Origin of the sequence: Enterococcus sp. AZ163 (assembly GCF_050498925.1) — a bacterium.
GTDB classification, from domain to species: domain Bacteria; phylum Bacillota; class Bacilli; order Lactobacillales; family Enterococcaceae; genus Enterococcus_A; species Enterococcus_A ferrettii.
Map to the genome: position 1 here is coordinate 402864 of NZ_JBIPAO010000002.1, position 24905 is coordinate 427768.

Consider the following 24905-nt stretch of genomic DNA (forward strand, 5'->3'; position numbering starts at 1 on the left):
GTCCAACTGTCAATTTAACTTTGACAGTTGAACTTTTTGATTTAGCGTAATATATCAATTAGGTCTTTTCGAGCGGCCTCAGAAGCCGGCATCACCGAGAATACTAGCCCAATACCACTGGAAACACCAACCGCTAGAATAACGGTAAACAGATCGATCGTTACCTCCAGTCCCATAGTTGAGCCCAGAGCATACGCTAAGATCATTCCAACGATGTAACCGATAATCCCACCGACTAGGGTTAAGGTCATACCTTCTAGCAAGAACTGCGTCCGAATAGCACCACGAGTTGCCCCAAGTGCCCGACGAATCCCGATTTCCTTAGTTCGTTCTGAAACCGAGATATACATCATATTCATAACTCCGACTCCAGCAATGAAGAGTGAAATACCCGCAACTGAACTAATGAAGACGGTGATAGTACTCATCATATTGCTGATTTCATCCGTCATCATAGCCATGTTAGAAACCGAATACTTGCCTAAATCCCGCATCATTCCTTTTTCTTCCAAAGTCTTAATGGCTTTGTCCGCAACTTTATTCATTTGCGCACCTGATGATAAAACCAAGGTAATCGAGCTGGTATCTTCAGAATTACCAAAAACCTGTTTGTAGGTCTCTAACGGAATTTCGATAGCGGCTGCGCCATTTGAAAACATAGTGTCGCCTTCCACTCGTGGGTAAACTCCAACAATAGTCATTACAGCCCCCTTGTCCATCGTAATCCCACGACCTATAGCCTGTTCACTTCCGCCGTAAAGCTCTTCTGCTAATCCTTCATCAATGGTTACAATTTTTTCGATGGTCTCATTGTCGTAGGCTGTTAGTCCACGGCCAACGACCGCTTCGGTACCCTCCGTATCTTTTATACCTAGACGATAATCTTTGGTTTTTCCGCGAACTGATAAAGTTTGCGAAAAATAATACATATCAGAGGTGTAATCCGGTAGAGGATACTCAATTGATTCCACTCCGGGAATTTCTTCCAAAGCAGTAAAATCTGTTTTAGGAATTAAATCCATATTCGAATTGTATAAGTTATAATCATCTGGTGTAAATTGCAAATTCACTTCCAAACGATCAGAATCACCGGCAGATAAAGCACTGATCATTTGCTTTTCATATGCCTTACCAATGGATAGGATCGCAATAACCGCCGCGATTCCAATGATAATCCCGAACATAGTCAAGAAGCTGCGTTTTTTGTTTTTAAAAATGGATCCTAAAGAGGAACGCCAGTTTACGTATAACTTCATTCGCTGACCACCGCCTTGTCTTCGATAATCGCACCATCACGAATCGAAACTAAACGGGTACAATAGGGAACAACTTCTGGATCATGGGTAACCATGAAAATTGTTGCCCCTTCATCACGATTTAGTTCTTGGAAGAGCTCCATAATTTCTTGTGAAGTATGAGTATCCAATGCTCCTGTCGGTTCGTCAGCAATTAAAAACTTTGGCTGATTAATCAATGCCCGAGCAATCGCTACCCGCTGCTGTTGACCACCAGACAACTGTTTGGGATGTTTCTCTGCTTTATCTGCCAGACCAACCTTTTCTAAGGCGGTCATTACTCTCTCTTTGGTTTGATGGAAACCTAAACCACTGTACAGTAGCGGCAGTTCAACATTTTCATAAACAGTATTGTTTTCAATCAGGCTAAAATTCTGAAAGACAAAGCCTACGATTTCGTTACGAACTTTAGACAAGCGATCATCGGAAGAGGTCACTAAGTTTTCCCCTTCAAACAAATACTCCCCATCAAATTTGGTATCAATAAAACCCAAGGTATTAATCAAGGTTGATTTCCCTGAACCAGAAGGGCCCATAACCGCAATCATTTCTCCAGCATCTGCAAAAAGATTAATATCCTTTAGTACATGCAGTGTTTCTTCTTCTGATCGGTAGTATTTATTAATGTTTTTCAACTCGATCATTTAATTCACCGCCAATTCCTGACCATCCTTTAACTCGTCATCAGGATTGGAAACAATCTGATCTTTTGCTTTCACACCTGCTTTAACGACTAAGAAACCGTTGCGTTCTTCCGTTTGGACTTCTGTTTTCTTAACTTTGCCGTTTTTGGCTACGAAAACATACTGCTTCCCGTCTTTTTCTACAACCCCATTACTTGGCAAACGAACTTCATCCAAAGGTAAAGTAATTTGAACGTTGTAGCCGTATTGAATTGGTCTATCTGGTTTTACAGAGAAATCATAATTAGCTACTGAAACTGAGTTCGCACTGGCAGCTGAGCCTTGTGAACCATTCGCAGCAGGCGCGGCAGCTTCCGGCAATTGATTAACGTTGGTAATTGTTCCTTGGATTTCTTCATCTGAGGTTACCGGCTTAACTGTCACACGTTGGTCTTTTTGCAAACGCTGAAAATCATATTCAGAAGCTTTGCCTTCAATTGTCACGTCTGAGCTAACAATTTGAACAACTGCAACACTTTGATCAGTTTTTCCTTTTTCATTCACATAAGCAACACCACCAGTTGTGCTGTTCACAGTAGTATGTGCTTTGTTTTGTAAATTAGAAATTGATTGATTCCCTGACTGTAAATCAACTTGTGATGATTCCACTAACTGCTGTGATTGAAGAACAGCATCGTTGGCAGCTTCTAGAGAACTCTCATACTGAGTAATTTCCCCTTTGTACTGCTCTTTTTTCATAGCAGCCTCTTCACTGCTGTTTTCATTCGTATTATTGTAGTTTGTAATCGCATCATTTAACTGTTGATTTGCTTTTGCTTGTTTAGCTTGAGCTGCTGCTAAGCTTTCTTGTGCATTAGTCAAAGCTAAGTTCAGTTTACTCATACTATTATTCTGTTCATCAACCTGCGATTGATACTCTGGACTCTCATAGCTCAATAAAACAGTTCCAGCTTCCACCTGCTGACCGTCAGTCACATGAATCTGGGTAATTTTTCCTAATGTCGAATCTAGATTGTAATCTTGAGTATCGGAGGCTGTAACAGCACCGTTAAAAGTTAGATCCTCAGCCTTTTTTAAGGTAACTGTTTGGTAGTCACTGGTTTGTTCTGCACTAGATGTACGATTTTGTGAAAATACATACGCACCAACTAATAAAACAATCGCTAACACACCAGCAATGATACTTAAACGTACTTTTTTCTTTTTAGTCATTTTTTTCTTTTTCATAGTTTACTCCTCAGGTTCAGCTTTAAAAAGATGAACGATTACTAATATGACTGGAATTGAAATGATAATACTGCTGACAATTGATGAAATTTGAGTAAATCTTGACATATCCACTCCCATATATTCGCCACTTGGTACAGCAATAAAACCAATTATCAAAGAGATAACTGTCCAAGCAAGCTTAGCATAGTAGGGAATTTTCGAAGGAGACTTTCCTTCTTTCAATTTCTTATTCGCCATAAAGTAGCAGACAAGCAACCCGATGGAAATCAGCAAGCCAATAATTGCAATCGCTTTGGCCATAGGACCATTTAAGTATTCATACATTTGAGCACCATAGGAACCCAAAGCATCATAAGTTTTTTTCGTAGGATTCAACGTTTCTGGCAAACCGAATAAAGTAATAATTAAAGAAATTAACCCAAGTACTAGAAGCACCATATTCCAAGTTTTAGCTTTTCTGAGATGCTTTTCAATGTTTTCCAAGTTTTTCACTCCTTTGCATTTTAATCATTTTACCATAAAAGAAACCGGAAATTATAGGGATTCTCAGAATTTTTTGGTTTTATTATAACGATTGATCTTTTTGTGGGATTTTCCTCTTCTTTTTACTTTTTTGCTGACACAAAACTGATTTTTCATAGTACAATAAATAGGAAAAGAGTTTGTTCTTTCTTCAAACAATTGGGGGTAGTAGAATGGAAACAGTGGTAGAACTTTTTATTGAAAAACAAAAGAAACGCTTAGCTGACGGGAAAATTCGTCAAGAAGAGTACGAGGCTTTCTTAGACGGTGTCAATGATGCGTTGTCTTTTTTAGGTCTACATTATGTAAACGGTTCTGAAACCGTAGAGCAAACCGATCGAAAACCGGTCACATACAATGAGGTCGAAGAAAAATATAAAAAGCTGCGCGAAGTTGCTATGTACAAAAACAGTTTCTTGCGTGTAGCAGATATTGCACGACACACCAGCCGAACAACCGAAGAGTTGTCTAAATTGTCGGGAACGATTCGCGCAGAGCTATAAAAAAACACTTGTAATAGTAGAAAAATGACTATGAGTAAAAAAGGCGTTAAGAAGTCAGCAGGCTTTTTAACCCTTTTTTAATCCAGGCGACAAATTTCTTAAAAAAAGACAATCAGCAATAGATCGACAAATGATCGATTTATGCTGATTGTCTTTTTACTTTCCTATTAAAACTTCTTCTTTTTTAGGTAGCTGCCACCTAAGAATATCAAAACAGAGGCAGCCACAGCAAATAGAAACATTTGTTGGTAAGCTTCGGCGGCGGCGGCATGAAAAGCATTTAGCAAATTATTCTTCTCAATCCCAGCACTCATTTCTTGCAGTTTTCGATAGGCTTGCTCCACAGAAGTAGCCTTTCCCAGATCGATTCCACTAAAACCTTGCAGGACTAATGTAGCATAAATCGTTGGTGCCAAGGTCAAGCCAATCTGACGAGAAACAGATAATGTCCCTAGAGCGACACCACTGTCTTTCTCACTAGCGATTTCTGACATTAGAACGGAGAACGGTGCCCCCATCAACATTCCAAACCCGATGCCAGCGATTGTGGACGACCCAACAAACCACCAAATAGAAGGGCTAAGAAAAGCCACTAAAGCAAAACCAAAAGCAGACAGCAATCCAGAAAGGATAATTGTCTTGGTAGCCCCTTGTTTTGATACCAAAGCACCACCTGCACCTGCACCAACAATAGACCCCAATCCTATGCCACTCATCCAGACACCACTATTATTAGCAGATATACCATAACGCTGCTCCACAAAACTTGGGATAAAAACAAACACGGCAATTAAGGTTCCTGACAACAATCCCATAAACAAAGTTAATACAAACCCACGACTCCTAAGTAGTTGATAAGGTAAGAATGGATCGACACCTTCCTTGACGCTCTTTTCAATTTGAATAAACATAGCAAAAAGGAATAAACCAAGTAAGAACACACCCCATACTTGCGGCTGCAATAAGCTACTGATCAATGAACCACTTTGTAAATTAGTGATTGCCAACATAAAGCTTAAAATTCCTAAAGTCAATAGTACCAATCCCTTATAATCAAGCCTGTTAATCGCAGTTGCTTTGGTTTCAGGAATTACAAGAAATCCGCAGATTAACACAAATACCGCAATGGGCAAATTTATAAGGAACAGCCAACTCCAATGACCTGTAGCATTCAAAATTACACTTCCCAAGTTGGGGCCCACGACTGAGGCAACTCCATTTATTGCTCCCAGAATTCCCAGCAGTCCACCTTGTTTTTCCTTTGGATAAGTGGAGAGCACATGACTAGAGGCAATAATAAAAATTCCTCCACCGCCAATTGATTGTATCAAACGTGCTCCTAAGAAAAAGATAAAAGAAGGACTCAGAGCAACCAGCAACGAACCCAAAGCAAAAATACTAATTTCAATCAGGAAAAGCTTGCGACGACCAAATTTGTCAGCTAATTTCCCTATAATGGGGGTTGAAATGGCCATTCCTAATGTATAAAGAGTAATTCCCCACGTTCCCTGCACTTCACTTACATTAAAGGAGTAGTTAATCGTCGACAGTGCGCTGGAGATAATTCCGTTGTCTAAAGCTGACATAAACACACCAGTGATAAAAATTATTAATGCAAAAGTAGATTTTTTCAATGTTAACAAGTCCTTTCTAGTAGATTATTCTATTGGTAAATCATCTGTAATTGGAATTAATCAGAATAACTGAATTCCAGCAGTGACGAATCGTCACTACTTATTTGCAAATTATCATACCACCGAACTGACGCTTTGTCTCTTATTAATACCTGAAATTTATGAGCATTTTTTGCGAACGAAAAAAGCAAGAGATCATTCACGTAACCATGATCTCTTACTGTCCAGTTTATTTTTTTTCCATTCATTTGAATTGCAACAATTGGAAGATTTTCTTGTTCTTTCAAGTGAAAAAAATGTCTGTATATGCTTGAGAAATTATTTTTGTTGATTTCTTACTCGAGCAGTTCGCTGTTGATATCGTTGCCGTTGCATGCCAATTGATTGCTGCTGCTTTTTCAACTGAGCTACTTCAAATGTCAGTTTCGCCTTTTCTTTCGCATCCGTTACTTGATTAAGCTGCTGTTCCTTTGTCGAAAGTTCTTGATTTACCCGTTTATCCCACTCATCCATCAAAACGGACCAACGATTTTTGTTATCCCCATCCTTTAGAGACTCTCGCAGTAATTGAGAATACCTTTTGGCAGCTGTTCGCAGGTCACCTCCACGATCCTCAAAATACATTGACCGCTGCTCTGGAGTGAGTGTCTCTACAAAATTATCTTCCTCACGGTCGGCCACATTTTGCATGAACGCTAAGATCGGCAGTATTAAATAAATAATTAGTACTGGTTCAATCAAATACCATCCGAATACAAGTAATACCAATCGAGAAATCAAACTGAACATATCTTGACGATTTAATTCATCCACTCGCCGTTTTTGTGACTCAGAATCTTGAATAGCTTGTTTAGTTAAAGAAACTACCATTCTTCTTGCCGTAAACGTAACAATCAAAGTTAATATACCATAAATCAAAAGCGTTTCTTGAGTGGTGTCTTCTATTAATAAACGTGTAGAAGAGGGCACCAATGATAGCAAAAACAACAGCAGCATATAAACGACTAAAATTTTGTTTTTTACTTTTTCAATAGCATTAAACGCGTATGCCATCTGAAACCAGACACTCGCTACAAAACAAAAACTGATAAAATAAATGCCAATTGCCCGGAATAAAGAAGCGTAATTAAGTGCACCATTTGCTGCATATTTAATGGGCAGCTCTAAAACCATAATCGTTAAAATAATTGCAATAATCGCGTCACTAAATAGTACTACGCGCTCTTTCATATTCATCGTCTCCTTTTGGCTAGTGTAATACAAAGAGTGGGACTAGCCAAAAGATACGATTAGCCTTTGATCAGCAGCTCATTATAAAAAGCTTGCCCAACTTCTTTTATTTGAGCTTTGTTGCTGAAAGTCTGTGCTAGCCAGGTTGGCATCGGTTGTGCTACTTTGCCATAAATTTCAATCATCGCTTGAATAAAAGTTTCTCCATCCAGCTTATCAACTGCTTTTCGCAGTGCTTTAGCTGGTTCCAATAAAAGTGTCTCTTCCTTACGTCCACGGTAAATGCGATAGATTGTTGCTCCCTCTTCTGCCGCCAGAGCAAATAGTGGCTTTTCATTTTCGATTAATTGCAGACGTTCCTGCTTGTAACGATCATAGCTTTGCTGCCACTTTACTAATTCTTGAAATACTTCCTCGATTTTCTTCTCACTAACCGTTGCAAGTGAGCTATAAAAATCAATTGGCAATTTCTCAACCCGACGTTCTCGCTTAATCCAGGTCGCCAAGGTTGATTGAGGGATACCCGCTATCTTGCCGAATTGTTCAACAGTTATTCCTAAATCTCTGCGGATGTACATTTTTATGGGATGCTCTATTTCACTAGGTCTAAATTTCATTTGTTTTCACCTATTTCTTTTGCGATATTTTTATTTTATTATATCAGTAATTCATATTTCGCTCAACTTTCCTTGCTGACTAGGGGGGCTTTTACTTGAAATCCCAGTAGCTTATCAGAATTTCTCATAGGTAGGGATGGATGGATTAACTTAGCTTATCAAATACTTTAACTGTTTCCCTTCTTCTTGAGTTATTATTCTGTGACCTACTAACTTACGTAATCTCTCATGAACTTTAATAGGTAATCACCAAGCTTTTTTAGGGAAAATGAAGCTTTCACTCTCAGAAATGATTTGTTATAGTGAAAGAAAAGGAGCGTTGGAGGATGACAAAACAATCTAAGGAACTAATCAGCTATTCTTTACCCTACGGATGGACTCTATTGACACCAGCAGATCTGATTATCACGACAAATGGAGATGGCTATGTAATTGCCGCCGCAAATTACGGAATGAATCATTTTGAACAATTAATCTTGTCGGTTACCGGAGAACAAGCGCAAATAATTTCTGTTCCCCATCAGCTATTGGAATTAACGATAAGTATCACTAAAGAAATTATTTATCGTCCTTTAGATTTTTCTAGTGCTGAATAATCAATAAGAAGTGCATATTTTTTGTCACATTTAGCAGTCGGTGGTATGATTTATTTGTAACACATCCCTATACCCCATATTTCAGTTCCAGCCAACTTGTTTGGCTGGTTTTTTGCGTAAAAAGACTCCTTCATTAAAATCAGAAGGAGTCGAAAAAATTATTCTACTGGTAAATCTAAATGTGAGGCAGCTAAGTCTAATGTGTATTCGATATCTTGATTCCCCCGAATCGTTTTTTCCAAATCGGTTCCATAAACAGCCAAACCGATTTGACGACCTTTTGGCAAATGATACATCGTTGGATGCAATTCAAGCTCAATTTCCACAAACTCACCAGCTTGTAAATCGTTAACTTTCCAAGGATTTTCCCGATTTTGCAAGTTGATATGCCCGCGAGAAATCAGCTTATAGGGTGTTGACGCGCCAAGCTTCAATTCCATGACGTTATCTTCGCGCCAATTATATCCCAACTGTAACCCTTTTGGCACTAAAACATCTGGCACTGGCTTTAAGCGTTTTGCTTCACCAAAATCAATCAATTCCACACTCAACATGCCCAAATCTTGGTTGGAGGCTACTCGAATCGTTACTTTTGGACGACCGTTAAGAAACAGTTCCTCTGATAAAGCAGCTGATTTCGCCAAGTAGCGATGGCCATCCATCGGACCTGCTTCTTTTAATTCCTTTTCCCATTTTTCAATGTTTTTCGTATAGGCAATGAATTGTTCCTCTGGTAATTGATCCTTAAAAGCAACTTGTCCCGTTTGTGGTTCTGCTGCTAAGGCATTATCGCCAAAATACAAAGTTTCCACTTTATTACTGTTCCAATCCTCCGCAGTATTCCAAGTTTCAGCATCAGTATTGGCTTGGTATACAATGTCTGGTAGAATTTCTTTCGCATTATTGTCGATATCATACAGTTTGTGACTTAACCATAAATTCATCATGTCCTGAAAATCTAATGAGGAAATATTATTGATATAGATATGCTGCCCTTGGTGCAGAATTAATTTCTTAGCTACTGGTACTTCTTTTAAGGCATCCCACAAATCTGCTACCTGACGCGGCTTCACATTCCAGTCATTCAAACCGTGTACCATTACCACATCACATTTAATGTCCTTGATAAATGGTAAGTAGTTGCGCTCATCCCAGAAGGTATTATAATTACCAGTTTTACGGTCCTGCCAGTCAGCCATTTGTTTCAAGTAATTCTCAAAGAAAGTTTTACTATGAAGATAATCGCCAGCATTTTGCATTTTACTGTAGGTTTCAATCGCTAAAACATCGGCATCCTCTCCAGGAAACCCACCGGGAGCAATTACTAAGCCATTGTCGCGATAATATTGATACCAGTTGGAAATAGCCGCTTCAGATATAATTGTTTCTAACCCTTCCACCTGTCGTGTGGCACAAGCTGTCGCTAAAGTTCCTAAGTAGGATTTGCCAGTCATAGCTATTTTTTTGTTGCTCCACCAGGCTTTGATTTCAATATTGTCGATCCGGTTAGTGAACGCTCGACGATTGCCTGCCAGCCATTCAATGTATGCCACCATCGCTGTAGTTTGCTCCACTGAGCCACAAGTTTGAATTCCATCGGAGTCTTTAGTACCAATCGCTGCACCATAAACTACCGCAAAGCCGCGAGCCAAGAAAAAGTCATTTAAGGTATGGTTATTCTCCTTCACGAAAGTTTCCGTCCCATGCGTGGCAGATCCAGCCACCTCCCTTTCAGGCGGTAATTCTTTTTCTACTGGATGATACTGAATATCCTCATAGGCAGTGTCATTAGGTTCTTTTCTTTCTAGAGGTTGATTCACATCATAGGTTAATGCTTCCCCCGCAAGTCCGTTAACTCCTTGACTGTATGGACTGGCAGTGAACAAAGTTGGAACCTTTAGACCTTCTTCCGTTTCGCCTGGTCGTAAGATTTCTAATTTCAGCAAATCACGTTTGCCATCATTGTCGGTATCCAGCGGTGCTTCGACATAGACAACTTCCCGAATAATTTTTTCTGTTTCAAAAACAGCTTGAGCCTTACCATTAAAAAAGAATGGTTTTTCGATTTGCTGCTTACGATAAAATCCTAGATTAGCTAATTTATCGATAAAGGCCAAACCATTTTTTGTGTGGCAGTTAAGCAACAGATACCACGCTTCTATGATCGTATCGACTTGATTAAAGTCTCCGCTGCTTGTCGCTAAATTAATTTTCACCAAATCCTCTTGAAGAGTTTCCGGTTTAAAGTCAATTTCAGCTTCAAATTCCAACAGCTGAAGAGCCACTAAATAAAACACCTCTGCTGTAATCGTCTCTTTTTTTTGATAAAAAGTTGCTAAATCTGTTGTTGAGGTTGCCAAATAGTTCCCCATTTTAGCGATAAAACCGCCTTCGTCCTGTACCAAAACAAAGCTTTTCTTCAAAAAATCAAAATATAAATCGGTCGCTGTTTGCGGCGCATCCTTTGCTAAAAAGCCAAGTGCGGTCAATTCTTTCTTTGCTGTTTGTAATGATACTTGCTGTAAACCAAACTGATTCAATTTCATGGACAATTCTCCTTTTATCCTTCAGATAATTTAATTATAACAAACCTGCTGAAATCTGTCGGTTAGAGTTCAATGAAAGCGATTGCTTATTTTAAGTGAATTCTAATGTGCGAAGTTATGAGGAGAAACAATCATTACAAACCTTTTTGGTTTCTTCATGAAAACCCTAGATGAATTCAGTCATATTTCTTAACTATATAAAGGCTGCTTACTTCCAATAACACTGATGCAACATTAGAAGCGGATACGATAGTTACCCTTAGGTATTTACTACCTTCGACACAACCAAATAGATTAACTACCTATACTATTTTTTTCACTTCAAAAAAAAAAGCAAAAATTGCTAAATCGGTTTTTTCTACTATCTGGAATTCTGCCTATACAAAAACGAACAAAAAAGCTGCTCCAAAAGTGAAACAGCTTTCCTAGAATTTAGCTCTTTAGCTGTGCCAAATTCGTTTTCATTTGTTGGAAAATACTACGAGAATACCAGGAAATACCCAAAGTAATGACAGTCAATGCAACAATTAAAATCAGAATATCACTTTTCGACAACAAATCACCCAGCAATCCATACATCAATTGTCCTAAAGGTGAAGCCAAGGTGGAAATGATCATGATGAAAGACATCACTCTTCCCAGTAAAGCTTGCTTAGTTATTAGTTGGATATAAACAATCAGCTGAACCGATAGTAACGTTACTGTTCCTAAAAGAATTGTTACTACTATGACCATTAACCAAAAGGAAAGAGTGTTGCTTGGCATTAATCCCAACGGAATTGTCAGTCCTAAGAAAAGCAAACTCATTCCAATCAAGCCTTTAAAAATGCTGTTACTAGATAATCGATTCGCAAAGGCACTATACACCAAGGTTCCTACTAAACTTCCCAAAGCAAAGAAGGTATTCATTAAACCAAATTGCTCCTCGCTAACACCGATCTGTACTCGAGCAATAAATGGAATCATCACTTGAATAAAGGAAGAAATGAATAAATTCAATAAGAAAGCGACCAAACCGATTTTGACAATTGTTTGTTCGATTTTCAAATAACTTAGAACTTCCTTCAAATCACCAACAACTATTTCTTTCACCTTTTGACCACCCGTTTTCTCCTGCAAACGGGGAATCACTAATAGAACTTCACATAGAATAGCCGCTATAAATAATACACCGCAAACTGCGAAAATCTGGTAAACTGCCTCAAAACGATAAACAATTCCAGCCATTACTGGGCCCAAAATATTCCCAAGCATGCTAATTGAACTGATAATTCCATTAGCTTTAGGAATATCCTCCGGCTGACAAATCAATGGAATCGTTGATTGTACTACTGGCGTTTCAAAAGCTGATACCATTCCCATCAAAACAGTCAGAACCCCAATCATCATCAGTACTTCATTGACCTGTGTCGCTGCCAATAGCATCACCGACAGGATCAAATACAAGGAATCCATCACTATCATTAACCTTTTTTTAGACAAGCGATCAGCTAAAATACCACAAAAAGGCAAGCAAACGATTCGACCAATAATCGATAAGGAAGTAATGACGCTAAACAGTAAAGCCGAATGAGTAATATCTAGAACATATAAAGAAATTACGAATTGAATGACAGTTGTTCCCAAAACGGAGAACAGCTGACTCCCCATCAGTAGTAGAAAATTTTTCTCTTTAATCATATCAAGCCTCCAATCTTAACACCTTGTTTTTAAGTACGCCAACAACTATTAGGCCGAAGATAAATAGGATCACTGTTAGCACGGCGATAACAGACATATTTCCGCTTGAAGCCAAGTTGCTGGGTATACTAAATAGTAGAATTGCTGAAATTAAGACCAAAGGAACAGAGTTCTTTAGCCAGCCGATAAATAGGGCAATTAAACAGATGGAGCTTACTAAAACAGCTGCTGTCAACATTATTGGCAGCTGATTCAATACACTTTGAAAAGTAAGTTTATCCTCCACTAATTGAAATAAGGACTCCGAAATGAAAAACAATGTATTGGTGACAAAAATACTGACAAACACACCTATACTGGTTACTGATAAACACAGAAATAATTTACTGAAAAAAACTTTTGTCCGCGAGACTGGATACCCTAGGGTCAAATAGAGATTTCGGTCAGAATAAGCTTCTAGTACATATTTAACCAGCATCGTTGCCCCCAACATAACATAGCCGGCGACATTGCTAATAAAGGAAATTTGATACAAAAATGAATAACTGTTCATATCTTGCCCACTTGGAGCAGACGAAGGCATAGGTTGCTTGGAAACAAAGGCGACTAAATACAGCAGCATCAGACAAACCAGTGGGATAATTACAGCTGCAATTAAATACGATTGTAATGATTTCTTTTGGCGTTCAATTTTTACTAAATTCATGTTAGTTGCCCTCCATTTTATCAATTAAGTAGTCTTCAAAGTTATTACCCTGCTCTATAATCAGCTGTTGTTTGGTTTGATTTAAGACAATTTCTCCATCGGAAATAACCGCAATACGAGACGCGATGGCTTCAACCTCAGCTAAAATGTGGCTAGACATAATAATGGTTTTATTCATTTCAGAAATTTGTTCGATCAGCTTGCGAAATTCGCGAATCCCTTTCGGATCAAGACCATTCAACGGTTCATCAATAATTAATAAAGCTGGATCATGCACTAAACAACGAGCCAAGGCTAAACGTTGCCGCATTCCTGTAGAGTAACTTTTGACTGGTGTATCATCACTCTTCAATCCCATCAGCCGTAACCAATAATCAACATTAATATTCGACACCTGCATGTAGGCACAATGAATTTCCAAATTTTTTTTGGCACTTAAGCTTTCATAGAAGACCGGGTCATTAATGCTAAAGCCGATTTTTTTACTATCCACCTGCATATTATATTTTTGTCCGAAGAATTGAAATGTACCCCCGCTTTCTTTGGCCAATCCGGTTAAAACTTTAAATAAGGTTGATTTCCCCGCACCATTCTTTCCTAGTAAAACAAAAATCTCTCCTTGGTCAACTGTCAGGTCGATGCCTTTTAATACCTCTTTTGTCGTGTAGTTTTTTTCTAACTGTGAAATAGCAATTGCTTTCTCCATACATAACTTCCTTTCATTTTTCATACTAACGGTATGTAAAGCTTAATAAAAAAATACCTACCATCGGTATGTATATATCTAAAAAAATAGTCGATGTACTCGGCTATTCTTTTTTTAGCAAAGCAAACAATTTGTAACTGTCTTCTAACAGCTCATCATTTATCAAAGGAACCCCAATTCCTTCAAATAGTTGTTTAAAAAAACGCATTTTACGTCTGGCCTCGGTTTCAGTTAATACACTAATTTGAAAGCCAATCCATAAATTCATTGTAACCAGCATCAGCTCCGCTACCTCTCTGGGAAATTCCGTTTGGATCGAGCCGTCTTCAATGCCTTCCTCTACAATCTTAGTAATCTCCGGCGCATATTCTGCAAAAACTTGCAGGTATTGCTCTCCCAAAATACGAGGACTTCGTAATGCGACTGCTGCTGAATAACCAATGGACTGCTTTTTGTACGAGTTGAAGGCTTGCTCTAGTGAATTTTGCAGCCGTTCAAAGCCATTGGCTCCTCGCCATTCCGTAAAAGTTGTTGTATCTCCGGCTTCGGCCATCAAGGTTTCCAAAATATCAAACTTGGACTTAAAGTGATGGTAAATGACGCCTTTGGTCATACCACCTAATCCATCAATTATGTCTTGGATGGAGGTATCATCATAGCCTTTCTCTAAAAACAGCTGTTCTGCTACATCTAAAATTTTTCTTCGGGTTTGTTCCGGATTTCTTCCTCTTGCCAATTCTCCCACCCCTTACATACTGCCGGTATCTATAAGCATCATACCCGGTATGTTAGCACCTGTCAATAACCTTTTTGAGAAAAGTTATTAACGCCAATAAAAAAAGCTGGGAAATTTTCCAGCTTAGTCGTGCACAATTAAGTCCATTGGAAGTGGTCCAGCAATCCCTATAAAGACAAATCGTTCGCCTCCCGTATTTTTCATACCATGCTGTTCACCAGGACGAGAAATAATTAAATCACCTTTAGTAATCTCTACTTCCTCACCATTGCCTGGATAAAAAGTTCCGGTTCCTTGTATACATATCCATAAATCGTCAGAGGTGCTATGCGAGTGTGTGAAAACAGATTGACCAGCCTCTAAGCACCACAATGCTCCTGCCGTTTTATCTGTTTCATAAAAGAAAGTTTTCTTTCCTTCATTGGGATCAAAGCAAAACAGCTCGCTAATTTTAAACAGTCGTTCTTCAATTTTTGATTTAGACATACGTATTCCCCTCTTTCACTCAATTTTTGATAAAAGCAAAACAGCTACTCAATTTCTTATAAGATATTTTCGATAATTGTTTTTTAACAATTTATATTCGTAACCAATTGGTTAGCATTCAAGAAAATCTTCAATGCGCTGTTTGTTGTATTTATCAATGCCTTCAAACACTCTAATGATAGTGAGAGCAATTAACTTTTGCCCTTTTAGAATTTATCTGACTAAATCTTTTCCCTACTGATTGGACATCGAATTGGTTTTCAATTAATAATTGAATCAGCAGCTTAAATTTTTTCTGTCAGTCGTTGTTTTTGTTCAACAATTGGAATCCTAGTTGTCTCCTTCATTTAAATGGTTAACACTGTAAAGCCAAATCATCCAATGATTTAGCTCCTTGAGTTTTGGAATAGTTGCTGCAACTATTCAACTGTTATCTCAGCTTTACACTATTTTGCAGAAAATCATGTGATATATTTCACAAATTTTTTGAATCAATTTGGAACTCTCAGCTTATATGCTTCATCGTCCCCATTCTATTATCATTGTGGAGATTACTAACTAACTATGCTGCTACACCGTCGACCTCTAAATTAATTTATCTAATACACAAATTCTATTGTCCTAAGAATTTAGATATCTTTTTTGAAACAATTCTAAGAGCTCTCATTCCTTCTATTTACTAAATTGCTCGTTAGTAATAGCTTAATCAGCCTTAACGATTTTACTTAAGATCGCAGTGCTAAACAAATTTTAACTATATCCATCTTGATAAAATATTCACAATAGCTGAAAAACCTGTGTTTTTGTTTAGCTGTACCCTTTTCTATAATGCAAAGCTCTTGGCTATCTGCGAAATAATTTACTCGGTCAGTTAGCAAGAAAGTTGTATAATTTCTAAAAAAGACTCTTCCGAAGAAAAGTCTTTTCATAAATATCTCACTCATTTTTTGCTTTATTCAGTATAGCTTTTTTCGCCATTAAAAATACCTCTATCTAATTCACCTTCATCATTTGCGATAATCAAGGCTACCAATACATCAATGTCTACATTTAATAGGGTTCGGAAAACGCCTGAAAACCAGTCAATCCCTGCTAACAAAGCTATACTTTCTGTTGGCAGTCCAAGCATAGGCATCACGGTTGCCAGCGCAACAAGTCCTCCACCTGGTACTACGACCGTTCCTAGGCAAGCTAAAGTAGAAAGCAAAACGGCTTGTGTTAATTGTCCTAGCGTCAACTCAATTTGGAAAAATTGAGCGAAAGTGACAATTGACAATGATAAATACATTGCTAAACCATTACTATTTAGGCTCATTCCTAAGGGCATAACTAATTTATTAATACGATCACTTATTCCTAGCTTCTCACGTCCATCTTCTATCTTTACCGGCAATGAAACGGCTGAAGAGGTGGTTGTAACAGCAATCATGGTGATTCGCCAAATATTTTTCAATAAACGGCTAAAACTTACTTTACAATAGAGTGTTGTAATCCCTAACCAAACAATTAAATACAGCACAGCAGCGGTACCCAATGTTAGCAGGAACTTCATTAAAGTGCCCAACACGCCCACACCAATTTCACCAACAACAGCAGCAATTAGAGCAAATATTCCGATTGGAGCCAATTGCATGATTAAAGTAACCATTTTCAAAATAACACTGTTGAAATTTGATACCCATTCCAACATCTGACGGCCTTTCACATCTTGTTTCACCAGACTAAGTGCTAATCCGAAAAACAGAGCAAATATAATCACTTGAATCATATTTGCTTCTGCCATTGCTGCAATAATATTTTGTGGAATAAAATCTAAAATAATTTCTTGCAGGCTGCCATCATTAACGGTCAAACTGTCAACCGTACCTATTGTGCCTTTTAAACCAACACCAGGCTTAACTATCAGTCCGAAGATCACACCTATAACTGCCGCAACAATTGTTGACCCCATAAACCACACAAACATTTTGAAACCGATCTTACGCAGTTCTTGAATTTCGAGGCCACCGACTGCTTCAATTACTGACCCCATAATCAAAATGACAACTGACATTTGGATTAGCCGCAGGAAAAGATCCCCTACTACCTTAATCCCAATGATGTTTTGTTGAAATATCGCTCCAGCGAGAATCCCCAATACCATTGCAGCCATAATTTGATTTGTTAAACTAACTTTTCGAAGCGTGCCCATAGCTATACCTCGTTTTCCCAATCAGTAGATACTTATTGTTCTCTGGCTTTTTTAAGGTTAGAAATCAAGAAAAGAATAGAGCCGACTACTAGAAGAAGCACAGCAATATAAAAGCCCATCACTTTGGAGCCTGTTGTATCTGAGATTGAACCAGTCAAGGTTGGTGCAATTACAGAAGACATCATTCCGAAGAAGTTGAACACTCCTAAGGTTGTACCTATTCCCACAGTAGGGGCATTTTCACCTAACCAAGAAATAATAATCGGTTCAACCGCTAATTTTCCTAAAAAGCCATACATAATTAAGCCTACCATCAAGAAAGTGGAAGTTGATGCTTGGACAGTTATCAATAACATTGCTGCCGCTAAAAGCTCTAGAGTTACGATAAAACGTACTTTTTTATCCATAAATTTGTCTGCCAATCGGCTAAAAAATAGTGCTCCTGGAATTGACGCGAAAGCGACTAAGGAAGAAGAAAAACCGATGGCTGTTCCTTGAAATCCTCGTTCAGTACCCAAGAAATTAGGTAACCAAGTAACAGTCATATAGTAAGCATAACAAGTAGCAAAGTACAAAATATAAGTAAATAGCATTGCCGGTGTAAATAAAGTCTTCATAGAAACCGTTTCTTTAGGCTTCTCTGTTTTGGCTTCTTCTTTTGGCTGGTTAAAAGCAACATCATCTTTGTTTCCCCGGATAACTAAGCTAAATGCTGCTACCATCAGCAAACTTAATACAACGGAAATATACATCATAATCTGCCAAGGAAGCCCTAATTGAACCACCAAGTAGCTAGATAAGATCATACCAAGACCTGAACCTACTGCTGAACCACTATTTACAATGGCCGTTGAAAAGCTTTTTTTCTCTGCTGGGATGTTTTGAGAGGTTAAGGAATATGCCGAACCATAAAAGGACCCGCAACCAATTCCTGCTAAGAAGCTGCCTAGATAAATCATTGAGATCCCTGAAGCTTGGGAGATAATAAATGCTGCTAAAGCGAAAAATAGAAATCCTGGAATAAGAACTTTTTTCTTCCCAATTTTATCTACTAAAAAACCAGCTGGAATTTGCATAATTACATAGCCCAAGAAATAAAAACTCGAAATTGACCCTAGAGCTGTGTCTGAAACATTCCCTCCTAATGATGCATTGATCTGCGGATAAACAGGTGATAAGGCTGAACGGTAGATCCAGATCGAAACCCAGCCAGAACATAGTAAAACGATTATCTTTTTCCAGTACTCCATACCAATTTTACGCTCTGTATTCGTTTCCATTCTTTTTTCCTCCATACATTTCGTCATTTAAACTATTTTTTCGAACAGTGAAGATTGCTCCACTGTTCGATTTCATTGTAAGATTTATCAGCACGTTATACATTTGGCAGTTGCAACAAATGTGAATTTCTTTTTGTGCACTTTAAACAAATCTAACTTTGTGATTGGTTACACTTGATAAACTTTTAGCGCTGCATTTACTGCTTCACCAGCCTTGACAGAACCTCCACAATAAATGATTGCCGCTTCTAAAGCACCTAACACTTGCAAGACATTTTCTCTACGACTGCTGTAGCCCATATTTCCAATTCGCCATACTTTTCCTTTCAAATCACCAAAAGAAGATGCAATTTCAACATGGAAAACATCCAGCAACATTGAACGAACACCTTCTCCATCATCGACACCCTCAGGAATTAGAATAGGTGTGACTGTAGGCATTTTGGTATCCATATTTCCGAAAAAGCCCAATCCCATTGCTTCGATTCCAGCAACCAGCGCATCATTATTTAGTTGATGGCGAGCCCATACGTTTTCGATTCCTTCATTGATAACGGCTCTCAAACCCTCATGTAACGCATAGATCATGCTAGTCGCTTCCGTATGGTGATTAATTCTTTCAGAATTCCAATACCGCTGCAGCTGACTTAAGTCTAAGTAATTGCTGCTAATATGACGGTCGTTGCGTTCATCTTTGCTTAAACCTAATTCTTTTTGATAACGGCTATCTAGTACCGCTTCTACCCGTGAATTATAAGTAACTAATGACATTCCTGAAGGTACACTAATACACTTTTGAGTACCGCCAATCGCAATATCAACACACCAGTCATCTACAAAAATCGGTACACCGCCATAAGTTGCTACCATGTCAACTACAAAGAAAATATCGCGTTGACGACAAGCGGCACCTATTTTATCTAGTGGTTGCATTTGTCCATTTGCAGTCTCACCATGAACCATCGTCACAATTTTTGGATTGAACTCTTCAATAGCTTGAATAATTTCCTCTTGAGTAAAAGGACTACTCCAATCTTTCTCCAAATATTTGATTTCCGCCTTTGCCCGCTCACAGATTTCACCTAACAAATAAGCAAAGCGGCCATATGCAGGAATCAGTACTTTATCGCCAGGTTCAATCAGCGCAATTAGTGCTGCTTCCAATCCAGAACGAGATGTGCCATCAATAGCGAAAGCTTGCTGGTTTTTGGTCCCAAATGGAACCTTGATCATTTCTTTTACATTGTCCATGATAGTTAAAAACGCTGGATCAAATTGGCCTAGTATCGTCGAAGTCATTGCCTTTAATGCGTTGGGATGAGCTTCTACTGGACCGGGTGTCATAATGGTGCGACTTGGAATTACTAATTCTGAAAACATAGATGAATCTCCTCTTTCTTAATTATCTTTTGTTTGTTTTGCACAATTTTTGCTGAAAAATGGTAATTACTGCTAATTTTGTTGAGTTGCTTTCCCTCTTTCGTTATACTGCTTTTAAAGGAGGACGTTATGAAAACACTCGTTGATTTATTACAAATTCCCCGTTTTTCCGATTTGAAGCTATTAACGAATCCTAAATATGCGGAATTACCCGTCGAAAGTATTGAAATTAGTGAAACCCCAGATATTTCTTTTTATATTCCAGAACATATCCTGCTATTAACCACTGCAATGATCTATCAGGAGGATCAAACCAGAATGTTTGCTTTAATCGACTCCTTAAAGGAGAAGAAAGCGGCAGGTTTAGGTATCAAAGTTGGCCGCTTCCTTGATGAAATCGACCCCAAGGTGATCCAATACGCGGATAGTGTCCACTTTCCAATTGTGTTGGTTCCTACATCCATTCCTTTAGGCCGTCTGCTGCACCAATTGTTAAGCTTTTTGTGGGACAAGCAAACCGAGCAGCTGAGTTATGCGTTAGATATCCAGCGGCGTTTCTCCAATTTACTGGTAAATGATGTTAGTATTGCTCGCTTTATCGCAGATTTTGGACGATCAATCAATACGCCAGTGATTTTAGTTGATCCCTATAAGCAGGTGTATGCAGCTTCAAAACACTTTTCCAAGGCCTCAAAACCAGCAGAATTTTATATTGATCAATTGATATTCGGTCAGAAAAAAAGTGAGTCTGTACTGATTGAGGACCTGGATCAGAAAAAATTCCTTGTTTCCTATTTTTCAGTTGAAACAAATCACTATTTCCCTCATTCACTGGTTGTGTTGAATCCTGAAAAAATCCCTTATCCTGTTTCAAATTTTGCTTTGGAACAAGCTAGTTTAGTCTTGTCTTTTATGCTCTATAAAAACCAGAAGGTTCAGGAGTCTTATGATCTTTTAAAAACAGATTTTCTGACTCGAATGATTGAAATTCAACAAGCGCCCAACCAACATCCCCGTGATTGGTTAGATTTAGGTACCACATACGGACTAGTTAAGGCACGGCACTATCGTGTAGTCTATGCTTCCTGTAAGCAAAAAAATACCAGCGACTCTAAGATCAAATACCAAGAAGAGGTTAGCCAGCTAGGCTTTAAGTGGTTAAGCAGCAAGCTGAAACATCACATCAAGGATGTTAGTCTATTCAAGGTTAAAAATACCCAGCATTGTGTAGCGTTAATTCAGCATAAGCAAGAAAATCTGGAAAGCATCCTGCAAAATATTGCAGATGACTTAACTAAGAGACTTTCGATAGACCTGCAATTTGGTGTTGGAAATATCTATGGCACGATTGATGACGTTGCGAAATCCTATATCGAGGCTAAAACTGCTTATGAAGAGATGTCCTCTCTTTCGATTACTACTTCGATTTATCAATATCAGCAAAAAGGCATGCGCAGTCTATTTGAAAAAATTGGTCCCTCTGATATCGCTTATTTCTGTGAAATCACCTTGAAAGACTTAGCATATCCAAAGGAAGCTTCTTCGATTGAGTTGCGCAAAACCTTGAAATACTATCTTGATTTCAATTGCGAAATCGCTCGTACAGCGAAGGCTTTGTTTGTTCACCGCAATACTATCAAGTATCGCATTGATCAATGCAGCAATCTTATCGGAAAAAATATTCACGACCCGTCTGTGAGCCTAGATTTGAGATTGGCGCTTGACTTATCCGAAGAAAACAATCTGTGATTGGCTAGCTGAAGGATTTCCCTTCAGCTTTTTTAGTTCTAGCTGAAAAGAATACTCTCATCACGATCTTTATCAATTTTTCTGGAAATAACCCAAGGTACAAGAATTGCTGGATTTTTATCCAACAATTCTTGTACCTGCTTCACCTAATAATGCACGATCGGCCTCTTCTAGAGCACAAATGATCGCCGTCTTGCCTTGTCGGGCGAAGTTAATCGCGGCTTCAATTTTCGGCCCCATACTGCCATCAGCAAAATGCCCCTCATCGAAATGTTTTTGTGCGATTTCTGGAGTAATGGTCTCCAATTTTTTCTGATTGGGTTTGCCATAATTAATATATACATTGCTCACGTCTGTCAGCATCATGAAAACATCGGCGTCTACCTGTTCAGATAGTTTCTTCCCCGTACGATCTTTATCAATGACGGCTTCGATGCCGCTCAAAAAACCATTTTCTTTTCTTGAGACTGGGATTCCGCCGCCACCACCAGCTACAACAATCGTATTTTGGTTTAATAAATTTACAATGGCACTTACCCCGTGGATTGTTAGTGGCTGCGGTGAAGGGACCACACGTCGATACCCTCTTCCTGCATCCTCCATCATTGCCCAACCACGTTCTTTTTCCATCTGTTCGGCTTCTTCTTTTGAATAAAAGACTCCAATAGGCTTAGTTGGTTTTTGGAAAGCTTTGTCCTCAGGAGAAACTTCAACTTGTGTCAGTAAAGTTACAACTTCACTGGTCAACCCTTCTTCTTCAATTTTATTTTTAATTGTCTGCTCCATTAAATAGCCAATAAAGCCTTGTGATTCTGCGTTGCAGACATCTAATGGGAATGGTGGAACGATGTCCTTTGCTTCTTCATTTTGACGTAGAATGTTTCCGACCTGAGGGCCATTGCCATGTGTGACGACAATTTGATAATCTAATTTTTCAATTTTTGTCACCATTTCGGCGCTTGTTGTAATATTTTTTAGTTGTGCTTCTACCGTTTGTTCTTGACCCGGCTTCAAAATGGCATTCCCGCCAAGCGCAATGACTACTCTATTTGCCATGGTTCTCCTCCTTAAAAAAATGAATTGTACGTGTAAAACCTGCGAGAAAGTCAGCACCTGATGTGTGTCCGGTTGCTAAAACCGCTTGAATTCCTTTACTAATTTGTCCCGCGTTACTTCCGAACTCAGTGATTAGTTGTAAAACTGATTGGTTGAAACGCTGATCAATACTACATAACAGATAGTGTTTACTGACATCTGTCGTTAAATCAGTGACGGCCATTATTTTATTACGCAGGTAACGTTCCAGCTTTTGGTTTCGACGGCCTAACAATAGGCGCGCAGCTAAATGACCAATAATCATATCATCACCTGTCGGCGTTAGTCCCGGACCACGGCCGATTAAGAACTGAAGTCCACTTCGCTGCACTGAAAATTTATCTGTACACAATCGATCAATAGCTTGAACAAAGTCATTGAATTGGGTAAACACTGCTGCTAAAGGTTCGTGGTTTCCGGTCTCTTTCTTTACTTTCTTGATCTCCGACACATACCTGTCCCAAACTGCATCCGTTCTATCAGCAGATAGTTCTTTTTGGAAAGATTGATAGGTACGAGTGGTCAACAGTAAGTGGCGCTGAGGAAACTTCACGCGTAGCCCTTGAATCAGCAAGCAATCATCAACTTGAACTTCTGCTGCTAATTGCTTAAACTCATTCGGACTTAGATAGATTCCATTAGGTACATGAATCTTCTGATCGGAGGCAATAACGGCCAGGTGCTGTCTTGTCTCATCCTGAATATTAAAGCTGTGTGTAAATTTACTGTGTACCCGCCAGTGCCGCTTAGCAAGTGAGTGATCAAAGATTTTCTGATCTAAACAACTTGTTTCTACCAGCACTGGCACGAGTCTATTCCTTGAATCCAAGCTTGTTTGCATAGGCCAAAACAGCTTTTTCAAAGCAGTCAATAGGAGGTGTTACGGTTCCTGCACCAATTTGTCCCAACCCAGCTTTTTTATTAGCAATTCCGGTATTGATAACTGGTAAAATTCCGGTTTCAACCACTTTTCTAGCATCAATTCCTAAGCAGATTCCTTTAAAGTCCCAAGTAGGTACTGAGAAATTCGGATTGCTGTCAATACAAATCTCAGTCATTTCATTGCTTGTATTTAAGGCATCGTAAAAACCACCTGAGCCAACAAAGCGGGTAACTGCCGGTGCAGCGATCATAGCCATTCCACCAACACCAAAGGTTTCAGTAATGGCGCTATCTCCCATATCAGTAGCTGCGTCTTCTTCACTAAAGCCTGAAAAATACAAGCCTTTTGGCGTATTTACTGGTCCAGTAAACCACTCATCTCCCATCCCGGCGATCCGAATACCAAACTCATGACCATTTCGGCACATTGCTGTAACAATCGTGCCTTCTTGAATTTGTCTCGCACCATCCATAACTGCTTTTGCTGAAGCCATCATGATATTAAGGAAAAATTGATCCGTGTCCGCTAAGAATTGAACAACCTCCAGTTTTTCTTTTTCAAAACCGTTTAGGGAAATGATAGCTGGTGCAACTTCTTTTAAGAAAGCTAGGGAAGCTGCAATATTTCGTTGGTGGAATTCATCCCCCATCGCAATTGCTTTAGCGACAAGAACGTTAATATTTAGGCCCCCGTTTATTGTTTTCAACGCGGCACTCAAAACCGGTGCTAACGTATCCTTCATCCAATGCAGACGAGAAATCACTTCCTCGGAATATGCACCAAAACGTAATACAGCGCCGATTCCTTCGTTCATCGTGCAATATGCCCGGTTGCCGTCTGTTTTGTTTTCTACAACCAATACTGCCATATTGGCAGAAGTAATTCCGCCCATCGGCCCTACTGCATTCACATGGTGACACGGGATTAATTTAACTTTGCCGGACTCTAGCAATGTACGGACATCATCTACGGTTTCACCCCAACCTTCAAATAGTGCGGCTCCGATACAAGCTCCTTGAATTGGATCGACCATTTGATCATAGCGGATGGGTGGGCCGGCATGCAGCAGAACCTTTTCTTCATTTAATTCCTTAATAACCGTTTTCGCAGGAACTACGTCCAATAAGAAAGGAGAACCGGCGACGATTTTAGCGGCTACTGCTTTATTTGCTTCATCAATTGTTTGGTACACTTTT

Annotated in this window: 22 protein-coding genes; 3 read left to right on the forward strand and 19 right to left on the reverse strand. The window is 39.0% G+C overall.

Translation table 11 applies throughout. The annotated features are described in order from the left end of the window. Positions 1-41: 41 nt before the first annotated feature. Genes IGI46_RS20400 through IGI46_RS20415 form a run of 4 tightly spaced genes read right to left on the reverse strand, consistent with a single transcriptional unit; the run spans position 42 to position 3652 of the window. Entirely contained in the window at positions 42-1256 is a 1215-nt protein-coding gene (locus IGI46_RS20400; protein ID WP_429966013.1) for an ABC transporter permease, read from the reverse strand. Then, positions 1253-1939 carry an ABC transporter ATP-binding protein gene (locus IGI46_RS20405; protein ID WP_429966012.1) on the reverse strand — a complete coding sequence of 229 codons (687 nt, stop codon included), beginning with the start codon at positions 1937-1939 and terminating at the stop codon, positions 1253-1255. Before IGI46_RS20405 ends, IGI46_RS20400 begins: the two co-directional genes overlap by 4 nt. Beyond that, positions 1940-3166: an efflux RND transporter periplasmic adaptor subunit gene (locus IGI46_RS20410; protein WP_429974158.1), complete on the reverse strand. Its 1227-nt coding sequence runs from the start codon at positions 3164-3166 to the stop codon at positions 1940-1942. A 3-nt stretch (positions 3167-3169) separates the two neighbouring features. Beyond that, a complete protein-coding gene (locus IGI46_RS20415; protein WP_429969600.1) occupies positions 3170-3652 on the reverse strand; it encodes a hypothetical protein in 483 nt (160 codons plus the stop codon). Positions 3653-3864: 212 nt separating this feature from the next. Here IGI46_RS20415 and IGI46_RS20420 point away from each other — a divergent pair, with 212 nt between their 5' ends. Further along, complete coding sequence (locus IGI46_RS20420; protein WP_207701670.1) at positions 3865-4194, forward strand: hypothetical protein; 330 nt, start codon at positions 3865-3867, stop codon at positions 4192-4194. 167 nt (positions 4195-4361) lie between these two features. On the opposite strand, the gene IGI46_RS20425 is transcribed toward IGI46_RS20420, so the two are convergent. The 3 genes from IGI46_RS20425 to IGI46_RS20435 all read right to left on the reverse strand — a co-directional run bounded on the left by IGI46_RS20425 (position 4362) and on the right by IGI46_RS20435 (position 7675). Beyond that, on the reverse strand, positions 4362-5828 hold the full coding sequence (locus tag IGI46_RS20425; RefSeq protein ID WP_429974159.1) for an MFS transporter: 1467 nt from the start codon (positions 5826-5828) through the stop codon (positions 4362-4364). Positions 5829-6146: 318 nt separating this feature from the next. Next, positions 6147-7058, reverse strand: a complete 912-nt coding sequence (locus IGI46_RS20430) for a TMEM175 family protein (protein WP_429974160.1) — start codon at positions 7056-7058, stop codon at positions 6147-6149. Positions 7059-7117: 59 nt separating this feature from the next. Next, positions 7118-7675: a hypothetical protein gene (locus IGI46_RS20435; RefSeq protein ID WP_429974161.1), complete on the reverse strand. Its 558-nt coding sequence runs from the start codon at positions 7673-7675 to the stop codon at positions 7118-7120. Between the two features lie 326 nt (positions 7676-8001). On the opposite strand from IGI46_RS20435, the gene IGI46_RS20440 reads away from it, so the two are divergent. After that, entirely contained in the window at positions 8002-8271 is a 270-nt protein-coding gene (locus IGI46_RS20440) for a hypothetical protein (protein WP_429974162.1), read from the forward strand. A 158-nt stretch (positions 8272-8429) separates the two neighbouring features. On the opposite strand, the gene IGI46_RS20445 is transcribed toward IGI46_RS20440, so the two are convergent. The 9 genes from IGI46_RS20445 to IGI46_RS20485 all read right to left on the reverse strand — a co-directional run bounded on the left by IGI46_RS20445 (position 8430) and on the right by IGI46_RS20485 (position 19982). Then, on the reverse strand, positions 8430-10817 hold the full coding sequence (locus IGI46_RS20445) for a Xaa-Pro dipeptidyl-peptidase (RefSeq protein ID WP_429974163.1): 2388 nt from the start codon (positions 10815-10817) through the stop codon (positions 8430-8432). A 432-nt stretch (positions 10818-11249) separates the two neighbouring features. Next, entirely contained in the window at positions 11250-12497 is a 1248-nt protein-coding gene (locus IGI46_RS20450; protein ID WP_429974164.1) for an MFS transporter, read from the reverse strand. A 1-nt stretch (position 12498) separates the two neighbouring features. After that, the gene (locus tag IGI46_RS20455; protein ID WP_429974165.1) at positions 12499-13203 is read right to left on the reverse strand and encodes a hypothetical protein; all 705 of its coding nucleotides are present in this window, start codon (positions 13201-13203) and stop codon (positions 12499-12501) included. A gap of 1 nt (position 13204) precedes the next feature. Beyond that, on the reverse strand, positions 13205-13909 hold the full coding sequence (locus IGI46_RS20460) for an ABC transporter ATP-binding protein (protein ID WP_429966000.1): 705 nt from the start codon (positions 13907-13909) through the stop codon (positions 13205-13207). 103 nt (positions 13910-14012) lie between these two features. Next, positions 14013-14645, reverse strand: coding sequence for a TetR/AcrR family transcriptional regulator (locus tag IGI46_RS20465; protein ID WP_429974166.1), 633 nt, complete (start codon positions 14643-14645; stop codon positions 14013-14015). 123 nt (positions 14646-14768) lie between these two features. Continuing rightward, positions 14769-15131, reverse strand: a complete 363-nt coding sequence (locus IGI46_RS20470) for a cupin domain-containing protein (protein ID WP_429965998.1) — start codon at positions 15129-15131, stop codon at positions 14769-14771. A 952-nt stretch (positions 15132-16083) separates the two neighbouring features. After that, entirely contained in the window at positions 16084-17322 is a 1239-nt protein-coding gene (locus IGI46_RS20475) for a dicarboxylate/amino acid:cation symporter (protein WP_207701665.1), read from the reverse strand. 32 nt (positions 17323-17354) lie between these two features. Further along, the gene (locus IGI46_RS20480) at positions 17355-18602 is read right to left on the reverse strand and encodes an MFS transporter (protein ID WP_429965997.1); all 1248 of its coding nucleotides are present in this window, start codon (positions 18600-18602) and stop codon (positions 17355-17357) included. Between the two features lie 168 nt (positions 18603-18770). After that, positions 18771-19982, reverse strand: coding sequence for a pyridoxal-phosphate-dependent aminotransferase family protein (locus IGI46_RS20485; protein ID WP_429974167.1), 1212 nt, complete (start codon positions 19980-19982; stop codon positions 18771-18773). A 129-nt stretch (positions 19983-20111) separates the two neighbouring features. Between IGI46_RS20485 and IGI46_RS20490 the strand changes: the two genes are divergently transcribed. Beyond that, positions 20112-21731: a PucR family transcriptional regulator gene (locus IGI46_RS20490; RefSeq protein ID WP_429974168.1), complete on the forward strand. Its 1620-nt coding sequence runs from the start codon at positions 20112-20114 to the stop codon at positions 21729-21731. Between the two features lie 117 nt (positions 21732-21848). On the opposite strand, the gene arcC is transcribed toward IGI46_RS20490, so the two are convergent. From arcC to IGI46_RS20505, 3 genes are read right to left on the reverse strand one after another with little or no spacing between them, the layout of a single operon-like run. Next, positions 21849-22787, reverse strand: coding sequence for a carbamate kinase (gene arcC, locus IGI46_RS20495; protein ID WP_429974169.1), 939 nt, complete (start codon positions 22785-22787; stop codon positions 21849-21851). Then, positions 22777-23634, reverse strand: a complete 858-nt coding sequence (locus IGI46_RS20500) for a DUF2877 domain-containing protein (RefSeq protein ID WP_429965991.1) — start codon at positions 23632-23634, stop codon at positions 22777-22779. Before IGI46_RS20500 ends, arcC begins: the two co-directional genes overlap by 11 nt. Positions 23635-23638: 4 nt before the next feature. Continuing rightward, positions 23639-24901 carry a DUF1116 domain-containing protein gene (locus IGI46_RS20505; protein WP_429965990.1) on the reverse strand — a complete coding sequence of 421 codons (1263 nt, stop codon included), beginning with the start codon at positions 24899-24901 and terminating at the stop codon, positions 23639-23641. Positions 24902-24905: the final 4 nt, after the last annotated feature.

Excerpts from the sequence above, each read along its gene's own strand:
- IGI46_RS20440 (WP_429974162.1), top strand. The coding sequence starts at position 8,002 with ATGACAAAACAATCTAAGGAACTAATCAGCTATTCTTTACCCTACGGA.
- IGI46_RS20420 (WP_207701670.1), top strand. The coding sequence starts at position 3,865 with ATGGAAACAGTGGTAGAACTTTTTATTGAAAAACAAAAGAAACGCTTA.
- IGI46_RS20485 (WP_429974167.1), bottom strand. The coding sequence starts at position 19,982 with ATGTTTTCAGAATTAGTAATTCCAAGTCGCACCATTATGACACCCGGT.
- IGI46_RS20405 (WP_429966012.1), bottom strand. The coding sequence starts at position 1,939 with ATGATCGAGTTGAAAAACATTAATAAATACTACCGATCAGAAGAAGAA.
- IGI46_RS20435 (WP_429974161.1), bottom strand. The coding sequence starts at position 7,675 with ATGAAATTTAGACCTAGTGAAATAGAGCATCCCATAAAAATGTACATC.
- IGI46_RS20410 (WP_429974158.1), bottom strand. The coding sequence starts at position 3,166 with ATGAAAAAGAAAAAAATGACTAAAAAGAAAAAAGTACGTTTAAGTATC.
- IGI46_RS20400 (WP_429966013.1), bottom strand. The coding sequence starts at position 1,256 with ATGAAGTTATACGTAAACTGGCGTTCCTCTTTAGGATCCATTTTTAAA.
- arcC (WP_429974169.1), bottom strand. The coding sequence starts at position 22,787 with ATGGCAAATAGAGTAGTCATTGCGCTTGGCGGGAATGCCATTTTGAAG.
- IGI46_RS20460 (WP_429966000.1), bottom strand. The coding sequence starts at position 13,909 with ATGGAGAAAGCAATTGCTATTTCACAGTTAGAAAAAAACTACACGACA.
- IGI46_RS20450 (WP_429974164.1), bottom strand. The coding sequence starts at position 12,497 with ATGATTAAAGAGAAAAATTTTCTACTACTGATGGGGAGTCAGCTGTTC.
- IGI46_RS20480 (WP_429965997.1), bottom strand. The coding sequence starts at position 18,602 with ATGGAAACGAATACAGAGCGTAAAATTGGTATGGAGTACTGGAAAAAG.
- IGI46_RS20490 (WP_429974168.1), top strand. The coding sequence starts at position 20,112 with ATGAAAACACTCGTTGATTTATTACAAATTCCCCGTTTTTCCGATTTG.
- IGI46_RS20430 (WP_429974160.1), bottom strand. The coding sequence starts at position 7,058 with ATGAAAGAGCGCGTAGTACTATTTAGTGACGCGATTATTGCAATTATT.
- IGI46_RS20470 (WP_429965998.1), bottom strand. The coding sequence starts at position 15,131 with ATGTCTAAATCAAAAATTGAAGAACGACTGTTTAAAATTAGCGAGCTG.
- IGI46_RS20455 (WP_429974165.1), bottom strand. The coding sequence starts at position 13,203 with ATGAATTTAGTAAAAATTGAACGCCAAAAGAAATCATTACAATCGTAT.
- IGI46_RS20445 (WP_429974163.1), bottom strand. The coding sequence starts at position 10,817 with ATGAAATTGAATCAGTTTGGTTTACAGCAAGTATCATTACAAACAGCA.
- IGI46_RS20475 (WP_207701665.1), bottom strand. The coding sequence starts at position 17,322 with ATGGGCACGCTTCGAAAAGTTAGTTTAACAAATCAAATTATGGCTGCA.